Source organism: Parahoeflea halophila, from assembly GCF_900220985.1.
GTDB classification, from domain to species: Bacteria; Pseudomonadota; Alphaproteobacteria; order Rhizobiales; family Rhizobiaceae; genus Hoeflea; species Hoeflea halophila.
Genome location: NZ_OCPC01000004.1, coordinates 89,935 through 108,853 on the forward strand (window position 1 = coordinate 89,935; position 18,919 = coordinate 108,853).

19 protein-coding genes are annotated in these 18,919 nt (G+C 61.7%); all 19 read left to right on the top strand.

From position 1 onward, the window contains the following. The first annotated feature begins 3 nt into the window (after positions 1-3). The 19 genes from murJ to CRO46_RS13810 all read left to right on the top strand — a co-directional run bounded on the left by murJ (position 4) and on the right by CRO46_RS13810 (position 18,844). On the top strand, positions 4-1,569 hold the full coding sequence (gene murJ, locus CRO46_RS13720) for a murein biosynthesis integral membrane protein MurJ (RefSeq protein ID WP_097108364.1): 1,566 nt from the start codon (positions 4-6) through the stop codon (positions 1,567-1,569). Between the two features lie 112 nt (positions 1,570-1,681). Next, a complete protein-coding gene (gene trpS, locus CRO46_RS13725) occupies positions 1,682-2,746 on the top strand; it encodes a tryptophan--tRNA ligase (RefSeq protein WP_097108365.1) in 1,065 nt (354 codons plus the stop codon). A gap of 122 nt (positions 2,747-2,868) precedes the next feature. Continuing rightward, a complete protein-coding gene (locus tag CRO46_RS13730) occupies positions 2,869-3,360 on the top strand; it encodes a universal stress protein (protein ID WP_097108366.1) in 492 nt (163 codons plus the stop codon). Between the two features lie 94 nt (positions 3,361-3,454). Then, entirely contained in the window at positions 3,455-4,018 is a 564-nt protein-coding gene (locus CRO46_RS13735) for a NifU family protein (RefSeq protein ID WP_097108678.1), read from the top strand. 58 nt (positions 4,019-4,076) lie between these two features. Then, complete coding sequence (tsaB, locus tag CRO46_RS13740; RefSeq protein ID WP_097108367.1) at positions 4,077-4,799, top strand: tRNA (adenosine(37)-N6)-threonylcarbamoyltransferase complex dimerization subunit type 1 TsaB; 723 nt, start codon at positions 4,077-4,079, stop codon at positions 4,797-4,799. Beyond that, positions 4,799-5,290 carry a GNAT family N-acetyltransferase gene (locus CRO46_RS13745; RefSeq protein ID WP_097108368.1) on the top strand — a complete coding sequence of 164 codons (492 nt, stop codon included), beginning with the start codon at positions 4,799-4,801 and terminating at the stop codon, positions 5,288-5,290. The genes tsaB and CRO46_RS13745 overlap by 1 nt, the downstream gene beginning before the upstream one ends. A gap of 62 nt (positions 5,291-5,352) precedes the next feature. Continuing rightward, positions 5,353-5,778 (top strand): Fur family transcriptional regulator, encoded by a 426-nt coding sequence (locus CRO46_RS13750; RefSeq protein ID WP_097108369.1) that lies wholly within the window; start codon positions 5,353-5,355, stop codon positions 5,776-5,778. A 50-nt stretch (positions 5,779-5,828) separates the two neighbouring features. Further along, the gene (gene olsA / locus CRO46_RS13755) at positions 5,829-6,626 is read left to right on the top strand and encodes a lyso-ornithine lipid O-acyltransferase (RefSeq protein WP_097108370.1); all 798 of its coding nucleotides are present in this window, start codon (positions 5,829-5,831) and stop codon (positions 6,624-6,626) included. A gap of 43 nt (positions 6,627-6,669) precedes the next feature. Continuing rightward, on the top strand, positions 6,670-8,079 hold the full coding sequence (gene miaB, locus CRO46_RS13760) for a tRNA (N6-isopentenyl adenosine(37)-C2)-methylthiotransferase MiaB (RefSeq protein ID WP_097108371.1): 1,410 nt from the start codon (positions 6,670-6,672) through the stop codon (positions 8,077-8,079). A 30-nt stretch (positions 8,080-8,109) separates the two neighbouring features. Then, complete coding sequence (locus tag CRO46_RS13765) at positions 8,110-9,156, top strand: PhoH family protein (protein ID WP_244577896.1); 1,047 nt, start codon at positions 8,110-8,112, stop codon at positions 9,154-9,156. Then, positions 9,153-9,668 (top strand): rRNA maturation RNase YbeY, encoded by a 516-nt coding sequence (ybeY, locus tag CRO46_RS13770; RefSeq protein WP_097108373.1) that lies wholly within the window; start codon positions 9,153-9,155, stop codon positions 9,666-9,668. The genes CRO46_RS13765 and ybeY overlap by 4 nt, the downstream gene beginning before the upstream one ends. 13 nt (positions 9,669-9,681) lie before the next feature. Next, entirely contained in the window at positions 9,682-10,824 is a 1,143-nt protein-coding gene (locus tag CRO46_RS13775) for a hemolysin family protein (protein ID WP_097108374.1), read from the top strand. Between the two features lie 215 nt (positions 10,825-11,039). Further along, a complete protein-coding gene (lnt, locus tag CRO46_RS13780) occupies positions 11,040-12,635 on the top strand; it encodes an apolipoprotein N-acyltransferase (RefSeq protein WP_097108375.1) in 1,596 nt (531 codons plus the stop codon). 153 nt (positions 12,636-12,788) lie between these two features. After that, on the top strand, positions 12,789-13,208 hold the full coding sequence (locus tag CRO46_RS13785; RefSeq protein ID WP_097108376.1) for a helix-turn-helix domain-containing protein: 420 nt from the start codon (positions 12,789-12,791) through the stop codon (positions 13,206-13,208). 246 nt (positions 13,209-13,454) lie between these two features. After that, complete coding sequence (metK, locus tag CRO46_RS13790; RefSeq protein ID WP_097108377.1) at positions 13,455-14,696, top strand: methionine adenosyltransferase; 1,242 nt, start codon at positions 13,455-13,457, stop codon at positions 14,694-14,696. Positions 14,697-14,723: 27 nt separating this feature from the next. After that, positions 14,724-15,425, top strand: a complete 702-nt coding sequence (trmB, locus tag CRO46_RS13795; protein ID WP_097108378.1) for a tRNA (guanine(46)-N(7))-methyltransferase TrmB — start codon at positions 14,724-14,726, stop codon at positions 15,423-15,425. A gap of 389 nt (positions 15,426-15,814) precedes the next feature. Continuing rightward, entirely contained in the window at positions 15,815-16,444 is a 630-nt protein-coding gene (rimP, locus tag CRO46_RS13800; protein WP_097108379.1) for a ribosome maturation factor RimP, read from the top strand. Between the two features lie 109 nt (positions 16,445-16,553). Further along, entirely contained in the window at positions 16,554-18,191 is a 1,638-nt protein-coding gene (nusA, locus tag CRO46_RS13805; protein ID WP_097108380.1) for a transcription termination factor NusA, read from the top strand. A 38-nt stretch (positions 18,192-18,229) separates the two neighbouring features. Then, entirely contained in the window at positions 18,230-18,844 is a 615-nt protein-coding gene (locus tag CRO46_RS13810) for an RNA-binding protein (RefSeq protein ID WP_280176271.1), read from the top strand. Positions 18,845-18,919: the final 75 nt, after the last annotated feature.

Here is an 18,919-nt window from a genome sequence, read left to right on the forward strand (position 1 = left end):
GGCATGAGCCTGATTGGCAAATTCGCAAGCGTCGGTGGCGCCACCATGGCAAGCCGCGTTCTCGGTTTCGTGCGCGAGGCCATGATCGCGGCATTTCTCGGCGCCGGTCCGGTGGCCGATGCGTTCTATGCCGCCTTCCGCTTCCCCAACCTGTTCCGCCGGTTGTTTGCCGAAGGCGCCTTCAACGCGGCTTTCGTGCCGCTGTTCGCCAAGGAGATCGAGGGCGGCGGGCAGCTTGCTGCACAGAAATACGCCCAACAGGTGCTCGCGGTGCTGTTGCTGTCGTTGTTCGTACTGTCAGCGCTGGCGATGATCTTCATGCCATTTCTGGTCGGAACCGTGATCGCACCGAAATTCGCCGCGGATCCGGAGAAATTTGATCTCACCGTGCTTCTGGCCCGCATCATGTTTCCCTATCTCGCGGCCATGAGTCTGGTTGCCATGCTGGCCGGCATCCTCAACTCGCTGCGTCGTTATTTCTTGGCGGCCCTGGCCCCGGTGCTCCTCAATGTGGTGCTCGTCGCAGGCCTGGGGGCTGCGGGTTATCTGGACCTTGCAGCCCCCGATATCGGAAAGGTGCTGGGCTGGTCAGTTACTATCTCCGGCTTGCTTCAGCTCGGGCTGCTTGTCTGGGCAGTTAAGCGCGAAAACTTCAATCTCGGCTTCGTGCGGCCGCGGCTGACGCCTGCCGTCAAGCGCCTGTTGTGGCTGGCCCTGCCGGCAGCCGTGACCGGGGGCATCACCCAGATCAACCTGCTGGTCGGCCAGATCATCGCCTCCGCCGAGGCGGGCGCCATCGCCGTGATCAATTATGCCGACCGTCTCAACCAGCTGCCGCTCGGCGTCATCGGCATTGCCATTGGTGTGGTGCTGCTGCCGGAACTTTCCCGCGCCATGCGTGCAGGCGACGCGAAGGAAGCGCAGCATCTGCAAAACCGCAGCCTCGAATTCGGTATGGCGATCACCGTGCCGGCCGCATTCGGCCTGGCGCTGTTGCCCGAACCGATCGTCGCACTGGTGTTCGAGCGCGGCGCTTTTTCGCGCGAAACGACGCTCGTCACGTCACAGGTGCTGGCGGCCTTTTCCGTCGGCCTGCCGGCCTTCGTTCTGATGAAAATCTTCACCCCTGTTTTCTACGCTCGAGAAGATATGCGTACGCCGCTCTGGGCGTCTGCCCTGTCGGTCTTCATCAATATCTCGGGCAGCCTGATCCTGTTTCCGCGGCTCGGCGTGATGGGCCTGGCGGTGGCCACCAGCCTGGCGGGCTGGGTCTCGTCGCTCTATCTCGGACAGCAGCTTGTAAGCCGCAATCTCTACCGTCCCGCAGCGATAACCCTGAAGCGGATCGTGCTTGTGGTTGTCGGTGCGGCATTGATGGGTGCGCTGTTGTGGTGGGCCGAGGCAAGCTTTCCACATTTGCTGCTTGATGCGCCGCTGATTGTCCGGCTTGTGTCGGTGCTGGTCACCGTACTGGTGGGTGGGCTGGTGTATTTCGGTTTCGCCTTTGCCAGCGGCGCGCTCGACAGGCGTGAACTTGCCCGCTTGCTCAGACGTCGCAAAAAGGTCTGAGGTGAGGTCTGCGCAACGGATAGGCCCTTGACCTGCCTTCGCTGCAGCCGCATAACCCCGCCCGATTTCAACGAGGTATCCGGGCCCTCCACAAGCCCGGCGGGAGCACGCAATGTCCGACACGTTCAAGCCGCTGGTTTTCTCCGGCGTTCAGCCCACCGGCAATCTTCACCTGGGCAACTATCTCGGTGCCATCCGCAAGTTCGTGGCACTGCAGGAACAGCATGATTGCATCTTCTGCGTCGTCGACATGCACTCGATCACGGCCCAGCTGGTGCATGACGATCTCAAGACCCAGACCCGCTCGATCGCAGCAGCCTTCATTGCCTCGGGCATCGACCCGATCAAGCACATCGTTTTCAACCAGTCCGCCGTTTCCGGCCATGCCGAGCTCGCCTGGATCTTCAATTGCGTCGCCCGCATCGGCTGGATGAACCGCATGACCCAGTTCAAGGACAAGGCCGGCAAGGACCGCGAGAATGCCTCACTCGGCCTGCTTGCCTATCCCAGCCTGATGGCCGCCGACATTCTGCTTTACCGCGCCACCCATGTGCCGGTCGGCGACGACCAGAAGCAGCACCTCGAACTGACCCGCGACATCGCCCAGAAATTCAACATCGATTTTTCCGACCGCATCCGCGACGCCGGGGTCGGCGTCGACATGATGGTTGGTGAGGAGAAGGTCTCCGGCTTCTTCCCGATGACAGAGCCGCTGATCGAGGGCCCGGCGCCGCGCGTCATGAGCTTGCGTGACGGTTCCAAGAAAATGTCGAAGTCCGACCCGTCGGATCTTTCCCGCATCAATCTCGACGATGATGCCGACACCATCGCCAAGAAGATTCGCAAGGCCAAGACCGATCCTGCTCCGCTGCCGGAAACGCTCGAGGAGCTCGAGGGCCGCCCCGAGGCGCAGAATCTGCTCGGCATCTACGCGGCGCTTAGCGACCGGACGCGCAAGGATGTGCTGGAGGAATATGCCGGGCAGCAATTCTCCGTCTTCAAACCGGCCCTGGTCGAACTGGCCGTCAACGTTCTCGCCCCGATCACCGGCGAAATGAAGCGGCTGATGGATGATCCCGCGCATATCGAAGGGATTCTGAAGGATGGCAGCGCCCGCGCCAACGTGATTGCTCATAAGACCATGAAGGACGTTCGCGAGATCATCGGTTTCGTCTAGAACGAGCGGAATGATACCTTGAGGCCCGGCAAATCGGTGGAAAATGCCGGGTTGCCGGGGATTCCCGGCGGTCTCAAAAACCCACTTGCAGGACGGCCCGCTCTGATGGCATTGTCCCGCCCATGGTATCGAAAAGACGCTCCCGCGAAGCTGGCCACCGGCGCAAGTTCCTCGCAGTCATCGACGACACGCCCGAGTGCGAACGCGCCATGCGCTACGCAGGCATGCGGGCTTACAACTCCGGCGGGGGCCTGGTTCTGGTCTATGTCATCGAGCCCGGCGATTTCCAGCACTGGCTCGGTGTCGAGGAAATCATGCGCGCCGAAGCCATGGAAGAAGCCGAGGCGACACTGGCCAAGGCCAGCGAAAAGATGCGGCAGATCATCGGCATCGATCCGGAGGTGGTCATCCGCGAGGGCAAGACCACCGAAGAAATCCATGCGGTGATCGAGGAAGACCAGGACATTGCCATCCTGGTGCTGGCTGCAGGCTCCGCCAAGGATGGCCCCGGGCCGCTGGTGACATCGATCGCCGGACGGGGGGCTGCGTTTCCGATCCCGGTCACGGTGATCCCTGATGCGCTGACCGATGACGAAATCGACGCATTGAGTTGATCGGCATCAGCCCTTGATTGCGAGCCTCGCGAGGCTTATCTTGTTTTGAAGAATTCTAAACTGGCCGGTCAATGCACCCGGCATGGAGACCGACATGTTCATCCAGACCGAATCCACACCCAATCCCGCGACCCTGAAATTTCTGCCCGGTAAGGTCGTGATGAATCAGGGCACCGCCGATTACCGCGACGCTGAAGAGGCCGCCATGGTCTCGCCGCTTGCCGGCAAACTGTTCAGCATACCTGGCGTCACCGGCGTGTTCTTCGGCTACGATTTCATCACCATCACCAAGGATGGTCCGGACTGGCAGCACCTCAAGCCCGCCGTTCTCGGCACCATCATGGAGCATTTCATGTCTGGCGCGCCGATCATGGCCGCCGGCGGAGATAGTGCACCGATGCCAGACGAGGAATTCTTTGAAGATGGAGACGAAACCATCGTCGCCACCATCAAGGAACTGCTTGAAACCCGGGTCCGCCCAGCCGTTGCCCAGGATGGCGGCGACATCACCTTCCGCGGCTTTCGTGACGGCAAAGTATTCCTGCACATGAAGGGCGCCTGTGCCGGCTGCCCATCCTCGACGGCAACGCTCAAGCACGGCATCCAGAATCTGCTCAGGCATTTTGTGCCGGAAGTGCGCGAAGTCGAAGCCGTCTGACCCGATCGAGCTTTACCGCGCCGGTCTCTGTCCCTATTAAACTCGGGGACACGATGCCGTGCGCTGGTGGTGCGGCCTGTTCCAACGGATGTGCCCGGTGCTGACGCTCGCCATTGATTGTTCCGCAAGGTTTTGTTCGGTCGCTGTGCTTGAAGCCGGTGAGGGCAGGCTTCTTGCTGCGGCCAGTCCCGACATCGGACGCGGCCACGCCGAACAACTGCCTGCCATAGTCCAGTCAGTGCTCGGTGAAGCCGGGGTTGAACTGCCCCAACTCAAGCGTATTGGCGTTACGGTTGGGCCCGGCTCCTTTGCCGGAATCCGTGTCGGTGTTGCGTTTGCCCGTGGCCTGGGCCTGGCGCTTGATGTGCCGGTGGTCGGCGTTGGCTCGCTCGAAGCCATCGTGCTCCCTGCTGCCTCGGAGCATGGCAAATCAGTCATGGCGGTGCTGGACGCCCGGCGCGATCACGTCTGGGCCATGCTGGTTGATGCTGAGGGCACAGAAATCAGCCCCGCAGCAGAATTCACCCCCGATGCCGCGTCTGCACTGGCGCTCAAGGCCGGCTGCCTGATCACCGGGAGCGGTGCGCCTCTGCTTGCCGGTCTCAATCCGGCTCTCGCTCAGCAGATCATCGGCGAACGGGTTGCGCCAGAGATCGAGGATGTTGCCCGCCTGGCCGCAACTCTCGACCCGGCATCCAGTCCGGCTGAACCACGCTATCTGCGCGATGCCGACGCCAAGCCTCAGGCCGGCTTCGTGCTGCCGCATCAGGCTGCGAAGTGATGGCCTTCAGCTTTTTCTCGCGTTCCCCGCAATGCCTGATTCTGTCCATCGAAATGCAGGACGCGCGAACGGCTTCGCGCATCCACGGTGAAGCCTTTGCCCGCGCCTGGGGCGACGGGGAGTTCGAAAGCCTCATTTCACAGCACTCCGTCTTCGGCTTCTTAGCTTGTCCGGAGGGCCGTGCCCGCGATGGGGCTGCAGGCTTCGTGCTGGCGCGGGAAGCGGCAGGGGAGGCGGAGATTCTTTCCATCGGCATCTCCCCCAGGCAGCGCCGCAGCGGACTGGGATGGCGGCTGATGCTCAGCGCTATGAAGGAAGCCAGGCGGCGTGGCGCCGAGGAGATGTTTCTCGAAGTCGATGAAACCAACACCGCCGCGGTTTCGATGTATCGCAAGCTCGACTTTGCGAAGGTCGGAGAACGCAGCGCCTATTACGCCCAGCAGGGCGGCGCGCGCACGACGGCGCTTGTCATGCGCTGCGATCTTCGCTAGTCCGCAGTGGATCGTCGGCTTTGATTGCCGGCATCCTCTGCACGAGAACTGGCGGGGCGGCGATGGACGAGCAGAAATCCTTGGAAGACAGATGTGCCGAGCGCGGCATGCGCATGACCGAGCAACGCCGGATCATTGCCGGCGTGCTCGATGGCGCCGATGATCATCCCGATGTCGAGGAACTGCACCGTCGTGCCGTTCTTGTCGATCCGCGCATTTCCATGTCGACCGTTTACCGCACGGTGAAGCTGTTCGAGGATATCGGCATCATCGAACGGCATGATTTTCGCGATGGCCGCTCACGTTATGAGACCGTACCGGAAGAGCATCACGATCATCTCATCGATCTTCGCACCGGTCAGGTGATCGAATTCCATTCAGCCGAGATCGAGGCCCTGCAGGAGCGTATTGCCCGGGAGCACGGCTTCCGGCTGGTCGATCACCGGCTCGAGCTTTACGGCATTCCGATCAAGTCCGAAAAGAAATAGAATACCCCGATGCCGGATCCCGCCTGCTGTTCAGCCTCGCCGGTCCTGCCATGATCGCCGCCCTGCGCGTTGCGGTCGTTTCCGTGGCATTTCTGATCCTGACCCTGGCGCTGCTTCCGGTTCAACTGATAGCACTCGCCACCGGCCATCCGGTGATGCGTCGGCTGCCACGCTGGTGGCACCGGGTGATGTGCCGGATCATCGGGCTTAATGTGCGCGTCAGCGGGCAGCTGTCCCGGGACAGACCGTTGCTGCTTGTGGCAAATCACATCTCCTGGAAGGACATTCTGGTTCTCGGATCGGTTGCCGATGTCGTCTTTGTCGCCAAATCAGAAATTCGTGACTGGCCGGTTCTGGGCTGGCTGGCGCGGCTTCAGCGCTCGGTGTTCGTGGAGCGCGAGGTTCGGCGCAAGACCGGGACCCAGATCTCCGATGTGTCTGCCAGGCTGGTCTCGGGGGAAGTGGTGGTGCTGTTTGCCGAGGGCACCACATCGGACGGCAACCGGGTGATGCCGTTCAACTCCTCGCTGTTTGGCGCCGCCAGCGCTGCCTTGCCGTTCGCGCCCGAGGGAAAGGTGTATATCCAGCCGGTTTCGATCGCCTATACCGGCTTCCACGGCATACCGATGGGCCGCTATCACCGGCCGGTCGCCGGCTGGCCCGGCGATGTTGCGCTGGGGCCGCACATGCTGCGTGTCATCCGCGACGGCGCGCTCGACGTCGACATTGTTCTTGCCGACGCCGTGCCGTTCGATGCCGCCACCAACCGCAAGGCCATCGCCCGTCTGGTTGAGGCGCGTGTGCGCGAAGGTCTCAACGCGGCACTGCGCGGTGAACTCAATAGGTGAACGGCCATTTTCAAGCCGCAGTTTTATCGCTACAAGCGCCCCCATGACACAAGCAATCCTCACACCTGATGCCAATTCCCAAGACGGAACTGGCGCACACTCCGATGGACAGTCCAGGAAGGTCTTCGTCAAGACCTATGGCTGCCAGATGAATGTCTATGACAGCGAACGCATGGGCGATGCGCTGACCCGTGACGGTTATCAATCCGTCGATACGGTCGAGGCAGCGGATCTGGTCCTCATCAACACCTGTCACATCCGCGAAAAGGCTGCCGAGAAGGTCTATTCGCAGCTCGGCCGTCTGGCCAAGCTGAAGAAGCAGCGCAATGCCGAGGGCGGTGACCTGATGGTGGCCGTCGCCGGTTGCGTGGCCCAGGCTGAAGGCCGCGAGATCATTCGCCGCGCCCCTGTGGTCGACGTGGTCATCGGTCCGCAGACTTACCACCGGCTGCCGGAAGCCCTGGCCAAGGCGCGTCAGGGCGAGAGTGTGGTCGAAACCGAGTTTCCCACCGAGGACAAGTTCGACGGCCTGCCAAAGACGCCTGAGAAAGCTATCCGGGCTCGCGGCGTGGCTGCCTTTCTTACCGTGCAGGAGGGTTGCGACAAGTTCTGCACCTTCTGCGTCGTCCCCTATACCCGCGGCGCGGAAGTATCGCGTTCCGTCGACCGGATCCTCGGTGAGGCGGAGCGGCTGGCAAGCGCGGGAGTCCGCGAGGTGACGCTGCTCGGCCAGAACGTCAATGCTTGGCACGGCAAGGGCGCAGACGGCCGTGAATGGGGTTTGGGTGAGCTGGTTCGCCGTCTCGCGACCATCGGCGGCATTGACCGCATCCGTTATACCACCAGCCATCCGCGCGACATGGATGATGCGCTCATCGAGGCCCATCGCGACCTGCCCGAATTGATGCCCTATCTGCACCTGCCGGTTCAGGCCGGCTCGGACCGGATTCTCAAGGCGATGAACCGACGGCACACGGCCGCGGAATATATTAGGCTCGTCGAGCGCATCCGCGCCGCCCGCCCGGACATTGCGCTCTCGGGCGATTTCATCGTCGGCTTCCCCGGCGAGACGGACGAGGATTTCGAAGACACAATGCGGCTTGTTCGCGAGGTAAACTACGCCTCGGCCTTTACCTTCAAGTATTCGATCCGTCCCGGCACACCCGGCGCCGATATGGAAGGCCAGCTCGAGGAAGCGGTCAAGACCGAACGACTGGCGCGGCTGCAGGATCTGATCAATGAGCAGACGCGGGCCTTCGGTCGCGAATGTGTCGGAAAAGTGGTCGATCTTCTGCTTGAGAAACCCGGACGCAACACTGACCAGCTGATTGGCCGCTCACCCTGGCTGCAGCCGGTAATAGTTGATGCAAAGCTCGGGAAAATCGGTGACATTGTTCGTGTGAGAATCACGCAACCCGGCACGTCCGGTCTTTTCGCGGAACCCGCGGAGTGATCGCCCGGTGCATTTATGGAGCCAGATCGTTTGACAGCTGAGCACCTGTCCAGGACAGAAGCTGCGACGCCCAAATCGGGCGCGTCGGATACCACCCACCTCGCGTTGACTTTTGAAAACAACCGTCTTGCCAGTGAGCTTTTCGGCCAGTTCGACCAGAACCTGGCGCTGATCGAGCAGAAGCTCAAGATCGACGCGCGGGCGCGTGGCAATACGGTCACTCTGCGGGGCGAGGAAATCTCCACCAACCAGGCGCGCCGGGCGCTGGATTATCTCTACGACCGGCTTCTCAAGGGCGCCAGTGTCGAGACGTCAGACGTCGAGGGTGCCATCCGCATGGCGCTCGCGGCCGACGACCAGCTGGTGCTGCCTACACTGGAGCGCAAGGGCAAGATGAGCCTGGCGCAGATCGCCACCCGCAAGAAGACCGTCATTGCCCGGACGCCGACCCAGGACGCCTATATTCGCGCCATGGAGCGTGCGGAGCTGGTGTTCGGTGTCGGGCCCGCCGGCACCGGCAAGACCTATCTGGCGGTTGCCCACGCGGCGCAGCTGCTCGAGCGCGGCTCTGTCGAGCGCATCATCCTGTCACGCCCGGCGGTGGAAGCCGGCGAGCGGCTGGGCTTTCTCCCCGGCGATATGAAGGAAAAGGTCGATCCCTATCTGCGGCCGCTTTACGACGCGCTTTACGACATGATGCCGGGTGAAAAGGTCGAGCGTGCGCTGACCGCCGGCGTTATCGAGATCGCGCCGCTGGCCTTCATGCGTGGCCGCACCCTGGCCAATGCTGCAGTCATCCTCGATGAGGCGCAGAACACCACCCAGATGCAGATGAAGATGTTTCTGACCCGTCTGGGCGAGAACTCGCGCATGATCATCACCGGCGATCCCAGCCAGGTGGATCTGCCGCGCGGTGTTACCTCCGGCCTGGTTGAAGCCCTGTCGGTTCTGGACGGCGTCAACGGTGTCGTCACCTGCCGCTTCCGTGGTGTTGATGTGGTGCGCCACCCCCTGGTGCAGCGCATTGTCGAGGCCTACGACAAGAAGCTCTACCCGAAGCCAGACGCCGAGGAATGACAAAATCTCCGGCAATCAGCCTGGCACTAGCGGTCGAAGGTGGCGAGTGGGGCGACCTCGAGGCGGTCGAGGCTTTGGCCGAGACGGCACTTGCGGCGGCCGTCGCGGATCTGGCCGGTCACGAGGCGCAGCCGTTTCCCGAAACGCCTCCTGAAGTCTCGCTCGTGCTGGCTGATGATGCGATGATGACCGACATCAACAGCCAGTGGCGCAACCAGCCAAAGCCGACAAACGTGCTGTCATTCCCGGCTTTTCCGCTGGTACCGGGTGGCCAGCCGGGCCCAATGCTCGGCGACATCATTCTGGCCCGCGAGACAATCGAGCGTGAGGCCGCTGAGCTGGACAAGCCGATTGACGAGCACATCACACACCTGATTGTGCACGGATTTCTTCATCTTTTCGGCTATGATCACATCGAAAACAGTGATGCCGAGGAAATGGAGGCCATCGAGACTCGCATTTTGGCCTCGCTTGACCTATCTGACCCATACGGCGATACCGAGCCGGTTTGACATTGAAGAGACGATGAAACAGAGCAATGCCCCGGCCCCGACCGGAGACGCGCAAAGCGCTTCGAGCGCACCTTCCACAGAAGAAGCCCCCAGTCATCCCCCCGTGTCTGCACGCGGGGGAGAAGTGATTGTCCATGAAGATGAACGTGGCGGCATGGGCCTCTGGCAGCGGCTCGTGCGCGCGCTGTTTCCTCCGTCTGACCGCGAGTCGATCCGCGAAGATCTGAACGACGCCTTGCAATCGGGTGGGGAGCTGCATGAGGCGTTTTCGCCTGATGAACGCGCCATGCTGCACAACATCCTGCGCTTGCGCGAGGTGCGGGTGGAAGATGTCATGGTGCCGCGCGCCGATGTCGAAGCCGTCGATCAGACCACATCGCTCGGCCGTCTTCTCGAGATTTTCGAGGAGTCGGGACATTCGCGCATGCCGGTCTATGCCGAGAATCTCGACGACCCGCGCGGGATGATTCATATCCGTGATCTGCTTGCCTGGATCACCAAGCAGGCCCGTGCCAAGCGCAAGTCGGCGGCCAAGAGCGCCACGGCGCTGCAGAAACTCAATTCCTTGAATGCGCTGGAACTTTCACGCGTCGATCTGAGCAAGACGCTGCAGGAGTCAGGCATTACCCGCAAAGTGCTGTTCGTGCCGGCCTCCATGCTGGCCTCCGACCTGATGCAAAGGATGCAGGCGAACCGGATCCAGATGGCGCTGGTGATCGACGAATATGGTGGAACCGACGGCCTGGTTTCGCTTGAAGACATTGTCGAGATGGTGGTGGGCGATATCGCCGACGAACATGATGATGAGGACGAAACCCTGATCACCAAGTCAGGCGAGGACATCTGGGTTGTCGACGCCAAGGCCGAACTGGAAGATCTTGCCGACGAGATCGGCAGGGATTTCGACATTCGCGAACAAAGCGAAGAGGTCGACACCATCGGCGGGCTGATCTTCTCCGAGCTTGGGCGTGTGCCCGCCCGCGGCGAAGTTGTGCAGGCCCTGCAGGGCTTCGAGTTCCACGTCATGGATGCCGATCCGCGCCGCGTCAAACGGGTGCGCATCATCCGGAAACGCCAGCCACCGCGCCGTCGTCCGGCCCGTGGCGAAGCCGCGCAGAAGAAGAGTTCCGACCCGGGTGACGCCAGCGCCGCCTGAGATTTGAACCACATATGCAGCGCCAGTCCGGGGTCTGGTATCCGATCGGCCACCGAATGCCCGTGACACGGACAACCCACTCCTTGCGCAAGCTGAAAAAAGCCGCGTCGGATGACGGACATGCCGCTGGTTTTTTGAAAAGATGCGGCTACTGATTCGCTTATCCGATAGCTATCGGCTGGGCAGGATCCTTGTTGGCGGGGAGTAGACCGGATTTGGAACGGATCGCTGAATCCATCATGCTGAGCTGGGGCGGCAAGCGCATCCTGCTGGCATTCGCCGCCGGAGCCCTGGCGGTTCTGGCATTGCCGCCTTTCAATTTCTTTGCCGTGTTGTTCATTTCCTTTCCGGTCCTCGTCTGGTTGCTGGACGGCGCCAGCGGATCGGCTGAACGTGGGTTGCTGGGACGGATTCGGCCTGCTTTCGCGACCGGCTGGTGGTTCGGCTTCGGCTATTTCGTTGCTGGTCTCTGGTGGCTTGGCAATGCGCTGCTGGTGGACGCGAGTGGTTTCGCCTGGGCTCTGCCGCTTGCAGTGCTCGGCCTGCCGGCGATCCTGGCGCTGTTTTACGGACTTGCCACCGCTACGGCCTGGCTGCTGTGGTCCGACGGCATCGGCCGGATCGCGGCACTGGGCGCTGCCTTCGGCCTGATCGAGTGGCTGCGCAGTTTCGTGCTGACAGGCTTTCCCTGGAATGCAATGGGCTATGCGGCCATGCCGGCGCCGTTGATGATGCAGTCGGTGGAGTTCGTCGGCCTGTTCGGCATGTCGGCCCTGACCGTGTTCGTCTTTTCAGCGCCTGCGCTGGTCGGAACCAGGCAGGGTGCGGTCACGGGCCTCGTTGCCGCGCTGGTACTTTTCTCCGCCCATCTCGGCTATGGCTGGTTTGCACTGTACCGGCTCGATTCCACGTCCGCCGTCGCCTCCAATGCCATCGTCCGGATTGTCCAGCCGGCGATCGACCAGTCCGCTAAGTGGGATCTCGAGGCGCGCGAACGGATCTTTGCGCGGCTTCTGGCCTTCAGCGCGGTGCCGCCGCGCGAGGGAGAGCCGCGCCCGACGCATATCATCTGGCCCGAGACTGCACTGCCTTTCCTGCTGACCGAGAACCCCGGAGCGCTTTCCCGCATAGCCGACATGCTCCAGGTCGGTCAGACGCTGGTCACCGGAGCGGTCCGTTTCGAGGATGGAGTGGGAGGCGCGCCACAGCGTTACTACAACACGATCTACGTAATTGACGATGAGGGCCAGATCATCGGATCGGCCGACAAGGCGCACCTGGTTCCCTTTGGCGAATACCTGCCGTTCGAAAACCTGTTGCGCCGGTTTGGCTTCACCCCCGTCGCGGAAACCTTCGGCGGCTTTTCCGCTGCCGACCGCCGCGGTCTGCTGGCCTTGCCCGGTGGTTTGGGCGCGGTGCCGCTGATTTGCTACGAGGCGATTTTTCCCGCGTTGTCGAGTGTGCCGGAAGCACGCGGTGACTTGCTCCTCAATCTCACCAACGACGCCTGGTATGGCATGACACCGGGCCCTTATCAGCATTTGCGCCAGGCGCAGTTGCGGGCCGTCGAGACCCGCAGTCCGCTCGTCCGCGCGGCCAATAATGGCATCTCCGCGGTGGTTGACACCGGTGGCCGGATAATCGGCAGTTTGCCGCTCGGTGAAGCCGGGGTTTTCGACGTTGCCTTGCCGTCTCCGTCCGACCAGTTTTTGCTTATAAGAATTAGGCGATTTAACTTTGGATTGATAATCGTCATAATGGTTGTGATGGCGGTCGTTGCTCGCAGAAGTAAAAATCAACGGTTTGATTGACGCAAAACCCCCAAAATAGCATAGTTGTTTTCGTCAACCCATTTCCCGTCGGAGGTTACTCACTGACTGACCGGACGCTTCCGGCTATTTATGAGCTGCAATCAATGCGGGATAAATCAACCTTAGGGCCGCGGCTCTTGTCAGGACGAAAGCATGATAGAAAACAAGAAAAAACCCAACCCGATCGACATCCATGTCGGCAGCCGGATCCGCTTGCGGCGGACCATGCTCGGCATGAGTCAGGAGAAGCTCGGCGAGGCGTTAGGCATCACCTTCCAGCAGATCCAGAAATATGAAAAGGGCACCAACCGGGTTGGTGCCAGCCGTCTGCAGAATATTTCGACCATTCTCAACGTGCCGGTAAGTTTCTTCTTCGAGGATGCGCCGGGCGATCCGGCCACTTCCCAGCCGGGAATGGCCGAAGCCAACAGCTCGAATTACGTGGTGGATTTCCTGTCTTCTTCAGAGGGTCTGCAGCTCAACCGCGCCTTCATCAAGATCCCTGACCCGAAGGTCCGCCGCAAGCTGGTGGACCTGGTCAAGTCGCTCGCTTCGGAACCTGACACCGATTGAACTGCCGCGACCCGTTTGTTGACAGTATCGGGTAAGTGCCGGACCTGATTGCGCCGCGTGCCGCACGAAGAGAGTGCGGACGCGGCGCATTTGCCATGATGAAGCCCTGGCTGAGCGCTGCCGGGTGGTGGGCAATATCGGCGTTTCAAGTCAATCATATCAAGATATATTTATGTCATTCTGACCTTGTCAGAATCATGCGTTACCACTAAGAAGCTTCAACACTTCAAACTGATGGAGCCTGCCATGGAGCGCTCGACTTTCCTTTTCACCAGTGAATCTGTTTCCGAAGGCCACCCCGACAAGGTGTGTGACCGTATTTCGGATGAGATCGTCGATCTGGTCTATCGGGAGGCGAAGAAGACCGGCGTAGATCCATGGAGCGTCCGCGTCGCCTGCGAGACGCTGGCAACCACCAACCGTGTCGTCATCGCGGGTGAGGTTCGCGTACCGCCATCGCTGGTCAAGACCGACAAGAACGGCAAGAAAGTCATCAACCCGTCCAAGTTCAAGTCTGCCGCGCGCAGGGCGATCAAGTCCATCGGCTACGAGCAGGAGGGCTTCCACTGGAAGACGGCCAAGATCGACGTGCTGCTGCATTTTCAGTCCGCCCACATCGCACAGGGTGTCGACAACGCTGCCGACCATCAGGGGTCCGAGGGTGCCGGCGACCAGGGCATCATGTTCGGCTATGCCTGCAACGAGACGCCGGAACTGATGCCGGCTCCGATTTACTACAGCCACAAGATCCTCGAATTGCTCGCTGCCGCACGTCACAAGGGCGAGGGCGATGTCGGCACACTCGGGCCGGATGCCAAGAGCCAGGTCACGGTGCGCTATGTTGACGGCAAGCCGTCGGAAGTCACCTCGATCGTCTTGTCGACCCAGCACCTTGATGGAAGCTGGGATTCGGCGAAGGTGCGGCAGGTCTGCGAACCCTATATCCGCGAAGCGCTGACCGGGCTCGAGATCGCGGATGATTGCAAATGGTACATCAACCCGACCGGCAAGTTTGAAATCGGCGGGCCGGATGGCGACGCCGGCCTCACCGGCCGCAAGATCATCGTCGACACCTATGGTGGCGCAGCGCCCCATGGCGGCGGCGCGTTCTCGGGCAAGGATACCACCAAGGTCGACCGTTCCGCGGCCTATGCCGCCCGCTATCTGGCCAAGAACGCCATTGCCGCGGGCTTTGCCGACCGCTGCACCATCCAGCTTGCCTATGCCATCGGCGTCGCGCAACCGCTGTCGATCAACGTCAATTTCCATGATACCGGCAAGGTGTCTGAAGCGGCGCTGGAAGACGCTCTGCCCAAGGTCATGGACCTGACGCCGCGCGGCATTCGCAAGCATCTGGACCTGAACAAGCCGATCTATGCCCGCACCGCGGCCTACGGCCATTTCGGCCGCAAGGCCGGCCGCGACGGATCGTTCTCCTGGGAAAAGCTTGACCTGGTCAAGCCGCTCAAGGAAGCGATCAAGGGCTGAGACAGGTCTGACGCCGGGGATCCGAACATGACCAGCCCGCACAGGCGCAGCCGCGCCACCGAGGCGTTTTACGGCCGCCGCAAGGGCAAGGCCCTCAAGGTTCCGCAGGCGGCAGCGCTGTCGGGGCTGCTTCCTGTGCTCAAGCTCGATCTTTCAAAGCCCGCGCCGGAACCGTTTGCAAGTCTCTGGCCGAAACCGGTCTCGGCGGTCCGGCTGGAGATCGGATTCGGCGGCGGTGAACACCTGCTGCACCGCGCCGGCCTGGCGCCCGACACCGGCTTCATCGGTGTCGAGCCCTTCGTCAACTCGATGGCGAAGATGCTCGGTGGCCTGGAGAGCGCAGCTCTCGACAACATCCGTGTTTACGATGACGACGCGACCCAGGTTCTCGACTGGTTGCCCGATGCCTGCATCGATCACATCGATCTGCTCTATCCGGATCCATGGCCCAAGAAGAAGCACTGGAAGCGGCGTTTCGTGTCCCGGGTCAATCTCGATCGCTTCGCCAGGGTTCTCAAGCCCGGCGGCCGTTTCTGCTTTGCCTCCGATATCGACACCTATGTCAACTGGACGCTTGCGCACATCGGCGACCATCCCGAGTTCGAGTGGACGGCCCGTAAGGCTGACGACTGGCGGGAACCGTGGCAGGGCTGGCCGGGCACACGTTACGAGGCCAAGGCGATCCGTGAAGGCCGTACACCCTGCTACCTGGAATTTCTGCGCAGCTGAACAAGCCGGCTGGCGTATCACGTCGCGCGGAAGCAGGTGACCTCCGGCACGATCTGTTCGGCACATTTCAGGCAAGGTCACGCGCTGTGTGCTTCCTTCCGACCGCGAATCGGCTGTGCACGAAAACGCTGTATCCGGCCGCGGGATCGAAATGGCTTGCCCGCTGGCGCAAATCGGACTATACAACGTCCAAATTCTTGGTCGTTTGGACAAGGGTGGGCCCGCAAGGACCCGCTCTTTTTTGTTGCCGGACGGTCAGACGAACAATTGCAGCGCGTCACCTTGAGCATGACGGACCGGGGCGCTGCGGCACTCACAAGGTGCTGCATCTCCTGCTCCCTCGGGTCTTGTTGGAGGTGCGGCGCTTGCAGCAGTCAGGACACGGCCCAATGACAGAAGACACGGCAATGCCCAATGAGGAACGACTGGTCACCGAGACCGGTGTTGACGCGCGCATTGCACAGATTGTCGAGCCGGTCATTCAGTCGCTGGACATGCGCCTGGTGCGGGTCCGCTCCTCGGGCCAGAACGGCCTGACCGTGCAGATCATGGCCGAGCGCAACGACGGCACCATGAGCGTCGAGGATTGCGAAGCGGTGTCGCGGGCGATCTCGCCGGTGCTTGATGTTGAAGACCCTGTCGAGAAGGCGTATCATCTTGAGATATCATCGCCAGGCATCGACCGTCCGCTGGTGCGCAAATCCGATTTTGTCCGCTGGGAAGGTCATCTCGCCCGTTGCGACGCGTCTGTTCTGATCAATGGCCGCAAGCGCTTCCGGGGATATATCCGCAATGTCACCGATACCGGTTTTTCGGTCGAGCGTGATCAGCCTGCCTACGGTGAAGAAAATGTTGCGGTTATCCCGTTCTCGGCACTCGCCGAAGCCAAGCTGGTGCTGACCGACGAGCTGATCCGCGAATCGCTACGCGCCGACAAGGCTGCAAAGGCTGCCGCCGCGGCAAACGAGAACAATGCCGGGGCAACCCAGGAAGACTCCGGGAACGACGACAGCGCCTGATCCCGGGCAGAAATTCGGACCGCCCTTCGGCGTTCCTTTGATCCGGTCCCGTTGATGGACCCAAACCAGACCAGGGCTGCCAGCCGCAGCCCGACATATGGAGACAGACATGGCAGTCAGTGCAAACAGGCTTGAGCTTCTTCAGATCGCCGATGCGGTCGCTCGCGAGAAGTCCATTGACCGCGAAATCGTTATCGCCGCCATGGCTGACGCAATCCAGAAAGCTGCCCGCTCGCGCTATGGCTCGGAATCCAATATCCGCGCCGACATCAACGCCAAGACCGGCGAAATCCGCCTCCAGCGACTGCTTGAGGTTGTCGAGCATGCCGAAGACTATTCGATTCAGATCCCGCTGATGCTGGCACGCGACCGGAACCCCGATGCGCAGCTCGGCGACTTCATTGCCGATCCGCTGCCGCCGATGGATTTCGGCCGCATCGCCGCCCAGTCCGCCAAGCAGGTCATCGTCCAGAAGGTACGCGAAGCCGAGCGCGACCGGCAGTTCGACGAATTCAAGGACCGCATCGGCGAGATCGTCAACGGCACGGTCAAGCGTGTCGAATATGGCAACGTCATCGTCGATCTCGGCCGCGGCGAAGGCATCATCCGCCGCGATGAGACCATCCCGCGCGAAGCCTTCCGCTATGGCGACCGCGTCCGCGCCTATGTCTATGACGTCCGCCGCGAGCAGCGCGGCCCGCAGATTTTCCTTTCACGCACCCATCCGCAGTTCATGGTCAAGCTGTTCCAGATGGAAGTGCCTGAAATCTACGACGGCATCATCGAGATTCGCTCGGTTGCGCGTGACCCGGGCAGCCGCGCCAAGATTGCGGTGATTTCCAATGACTCCTCAATTGATCCGGTTGGCGCCTGCGTTGGTATGCGCGGCAGCCGCGTGCAGGCCGTGGTCGGCGAACTGCAGGGTGAGAAGATCGATATCATCCCCTGGTCGCCATCGCCTGCAAGCTTCATCGTCAATGCGCTGCAGCCGGCCGAAGTGGCCAAGGTCGTTCTCGACGAAGATGCCGAGCGCATCGAGGTCGTCGTGCCCGACGAGCAGCTCTCGCTGGCCATCGGCCGCCGTGGCCAGAACGTCCGCCTTGCTTCGCAGCTGACCGGCTGGGACATCGACATCCTCACCGAGGAAGAAGAAAGCCAGCGCCGTCAGAAGGAATTCAACGAGCGCACGCAGCTGTTCATGGAAGCTCTCGATGTCGACGAGATGGTCGGCCAGGTTCTTGCCTCGGAAGGTTTCAGCCAGGTCGAGGAAGTCGCCTATGTCGAGATCGGTGAAATCACTGCGATCGATGGCTTCGACGAGGAAACTGCCAACGAGCTGCAGACCCGTGCGCGCGAATATCTCGACAAGGTCGAAGCCGAACTGGACGCCAAGCGCAAGGAGCTGGGCGTCGAGGATGAGCTTCGCTCGATCCCCGGTCTCACCACGGCAATGATGGTGGCGCTTGGTGGCGACGAGATCAAGACGGTCGAGGACTTCGCCGGTTGCGCCGTCGACGATCTGACCGGCTGGTCGGAGCGCAAGGATGGCGAAACCAAGCGGTTCGACGGGCTCTTCTCGGACCTCGAAGTCAGCCGTGCGGAAGCCGAGCAGATGATCCTGCAGGCCCGCCTTGCGGTCGGCTGGATCACTGAAGACGAGCTGGTCGTCGAGGAAGAGGAAGCCGCCGAGGCCGAAGACGGCGAAGCGGAAACAGAAGTGGCAGCGGCAGGCGGCGAACAGGCCTGAGGCCGGGTGTCCCCGGAGGCTCTGCGGTGAAGGTCAGGATCGAGCCCGTGAACGACCGGATGTGCATAGTAACCAGGGAGCGTGGCCAGCCGGATGGCCTGATCCGGTTTGTCGCCGCACCGGACGGGACCGTGGTTCCGGACCTGCGCCACGCCCTTCCGGGGCGCGGTTGCTGGGTAACGGCCGAGCGGAGCTCTGTCGATCTTGCGGTCAAGCGCAAGCTCTTCGGCCGGGCGCTGAAATGTGAAGTGACCACCGACCCCGAGTTGGGGGCAGTGGTCGACAGGCTGCTTTGCGACAGCCTTTTCGGGATGATGAATCTGGCGCGAAAATCCGGCCAGTTCATCACCGGATCTGGTAAGGTGGATGATGCCATCCGCTCCGGCGCCGCACTGGCGCTGATGCATGCGACGGATGCGGCTGATGACGGCGTACGCAAATTGCGCCAGGCCAACACGGCGCGAGCGATGGGCGTCAAGGAGGCGGAAATACCCGTCTTTCGGCTGTTTTCAGCCGATGAATTGGCGCTTGTCCTGGGTGATGGCGCTTTTATCCATGCCGCCGCGCTTGCAGGGCAGGCCGGTGAGGGTGTAGTGAAGCGCGCACAGATGCTTGCGCGCTACAGAAACGGCCCCGATGCGGGGCCGGGCTGAAAACGGGCTGCCGGGGTTCATGCCCCGGATGCGAAAGATCAAGAAGCCGACGCGCTCAGGCGCGATGCGGTTTCC

Coding starts and splice junctions, on each gene's coding strand:
- murJ (WP_097108364.1), top strand. CDS start 4: ATGAGCCTGATTGGCAAATTCGCAAGCGTCGGTGGCGCCACCATGGCA.
- trpS (WP_097108365.1), top strand. CDS start 1,682: ATGTCCGACACGTTCAAGCCGCTGGTTTTCTCCGGCGTTCAGCCCACC.
- CRO46_RS13730 (WP_097108366.1), top strand. CDS start 2,869: ATGGTATCGAAAAGACGCTCCCGCGAAGCTGGCCACCGGCGCAAGTTC.
- CRO46_RS13735 (WP_097108678.1), top strand. CDS start 3,455: ATGTTCATCCAGACCGAATCCACACCCAATCCCGCGACCCTGAAATTT.
- CRO46_RS13745 (WP_097108368.1), top strand. CDS start 4,799: ATGGCCTTCAGCTTTTTCTCGCGTTCCCCGCAATGCCTGATTCTGTCC.
- CRO46_RS13750 (WP_097108369.1), top strand. CDS start 5,353: ATGGACGAGCAGAAATCCTTGGAAGACAGATGTGCCGAGCGCGGCATG.
- olsA (WP_097108370.1), top strand. CDS start 5,829: ATGATCGCCGCCCTGCGCGTTGCGGTCGTTTCCGTGGCATTTCTGATC.
- miaB (WP_097108371.1), top strand. CDS start 6,670: ATGACACAAGCAATCCTCACACCTGATGCCAATTCCCAAGACGGAACT.
- ybeY (WP_097108373.1), top strand. CDS start 9,153: ATGACAAAATCTCCGGCAATCAGCCTGGCACTAGCGGTCGAAGGTGGC.
- CRO46_RS13775 (WP_097108374.1), top strand. CDS start 9,682: ATGAAACAGAGCAATGCCCCGGCCCCGACCGGAGACGCGCAAAGCGCT.
- CRO46_RS13785 (WP_097108376.1), top strand. CDS start 12,789: ATGATAGAAAACAAGAAAAAACCCAACCCGATCGACATCCATGTCGGC.
- metK (WP_097108377.1), top strand. CDS start 13,455: ATGGAGCGCTCGACTTTCCTTTTCACCAGTGAATCTGTTTCCGAAGGC.
- trmB (WP_097108378.1), top strand. CDS start 14,724: ATGACCAGCCCGCACAGGCGCAGCCGCGCCACCGAGGCGTTTTACGGC.
- rimP (WP_097108379.1), top strand. CDS start 15,815: ATGACAGAAGACACGGCAATGCCCAATGAGGAACGACTGGTCACCGAG.
- nusA (WP_097108380.1), top strand. CDS start 16,554: ATGGCAGTCAGTGCAAACAGGCTTGAGCTTCTTCAGATCGCCGATGCG.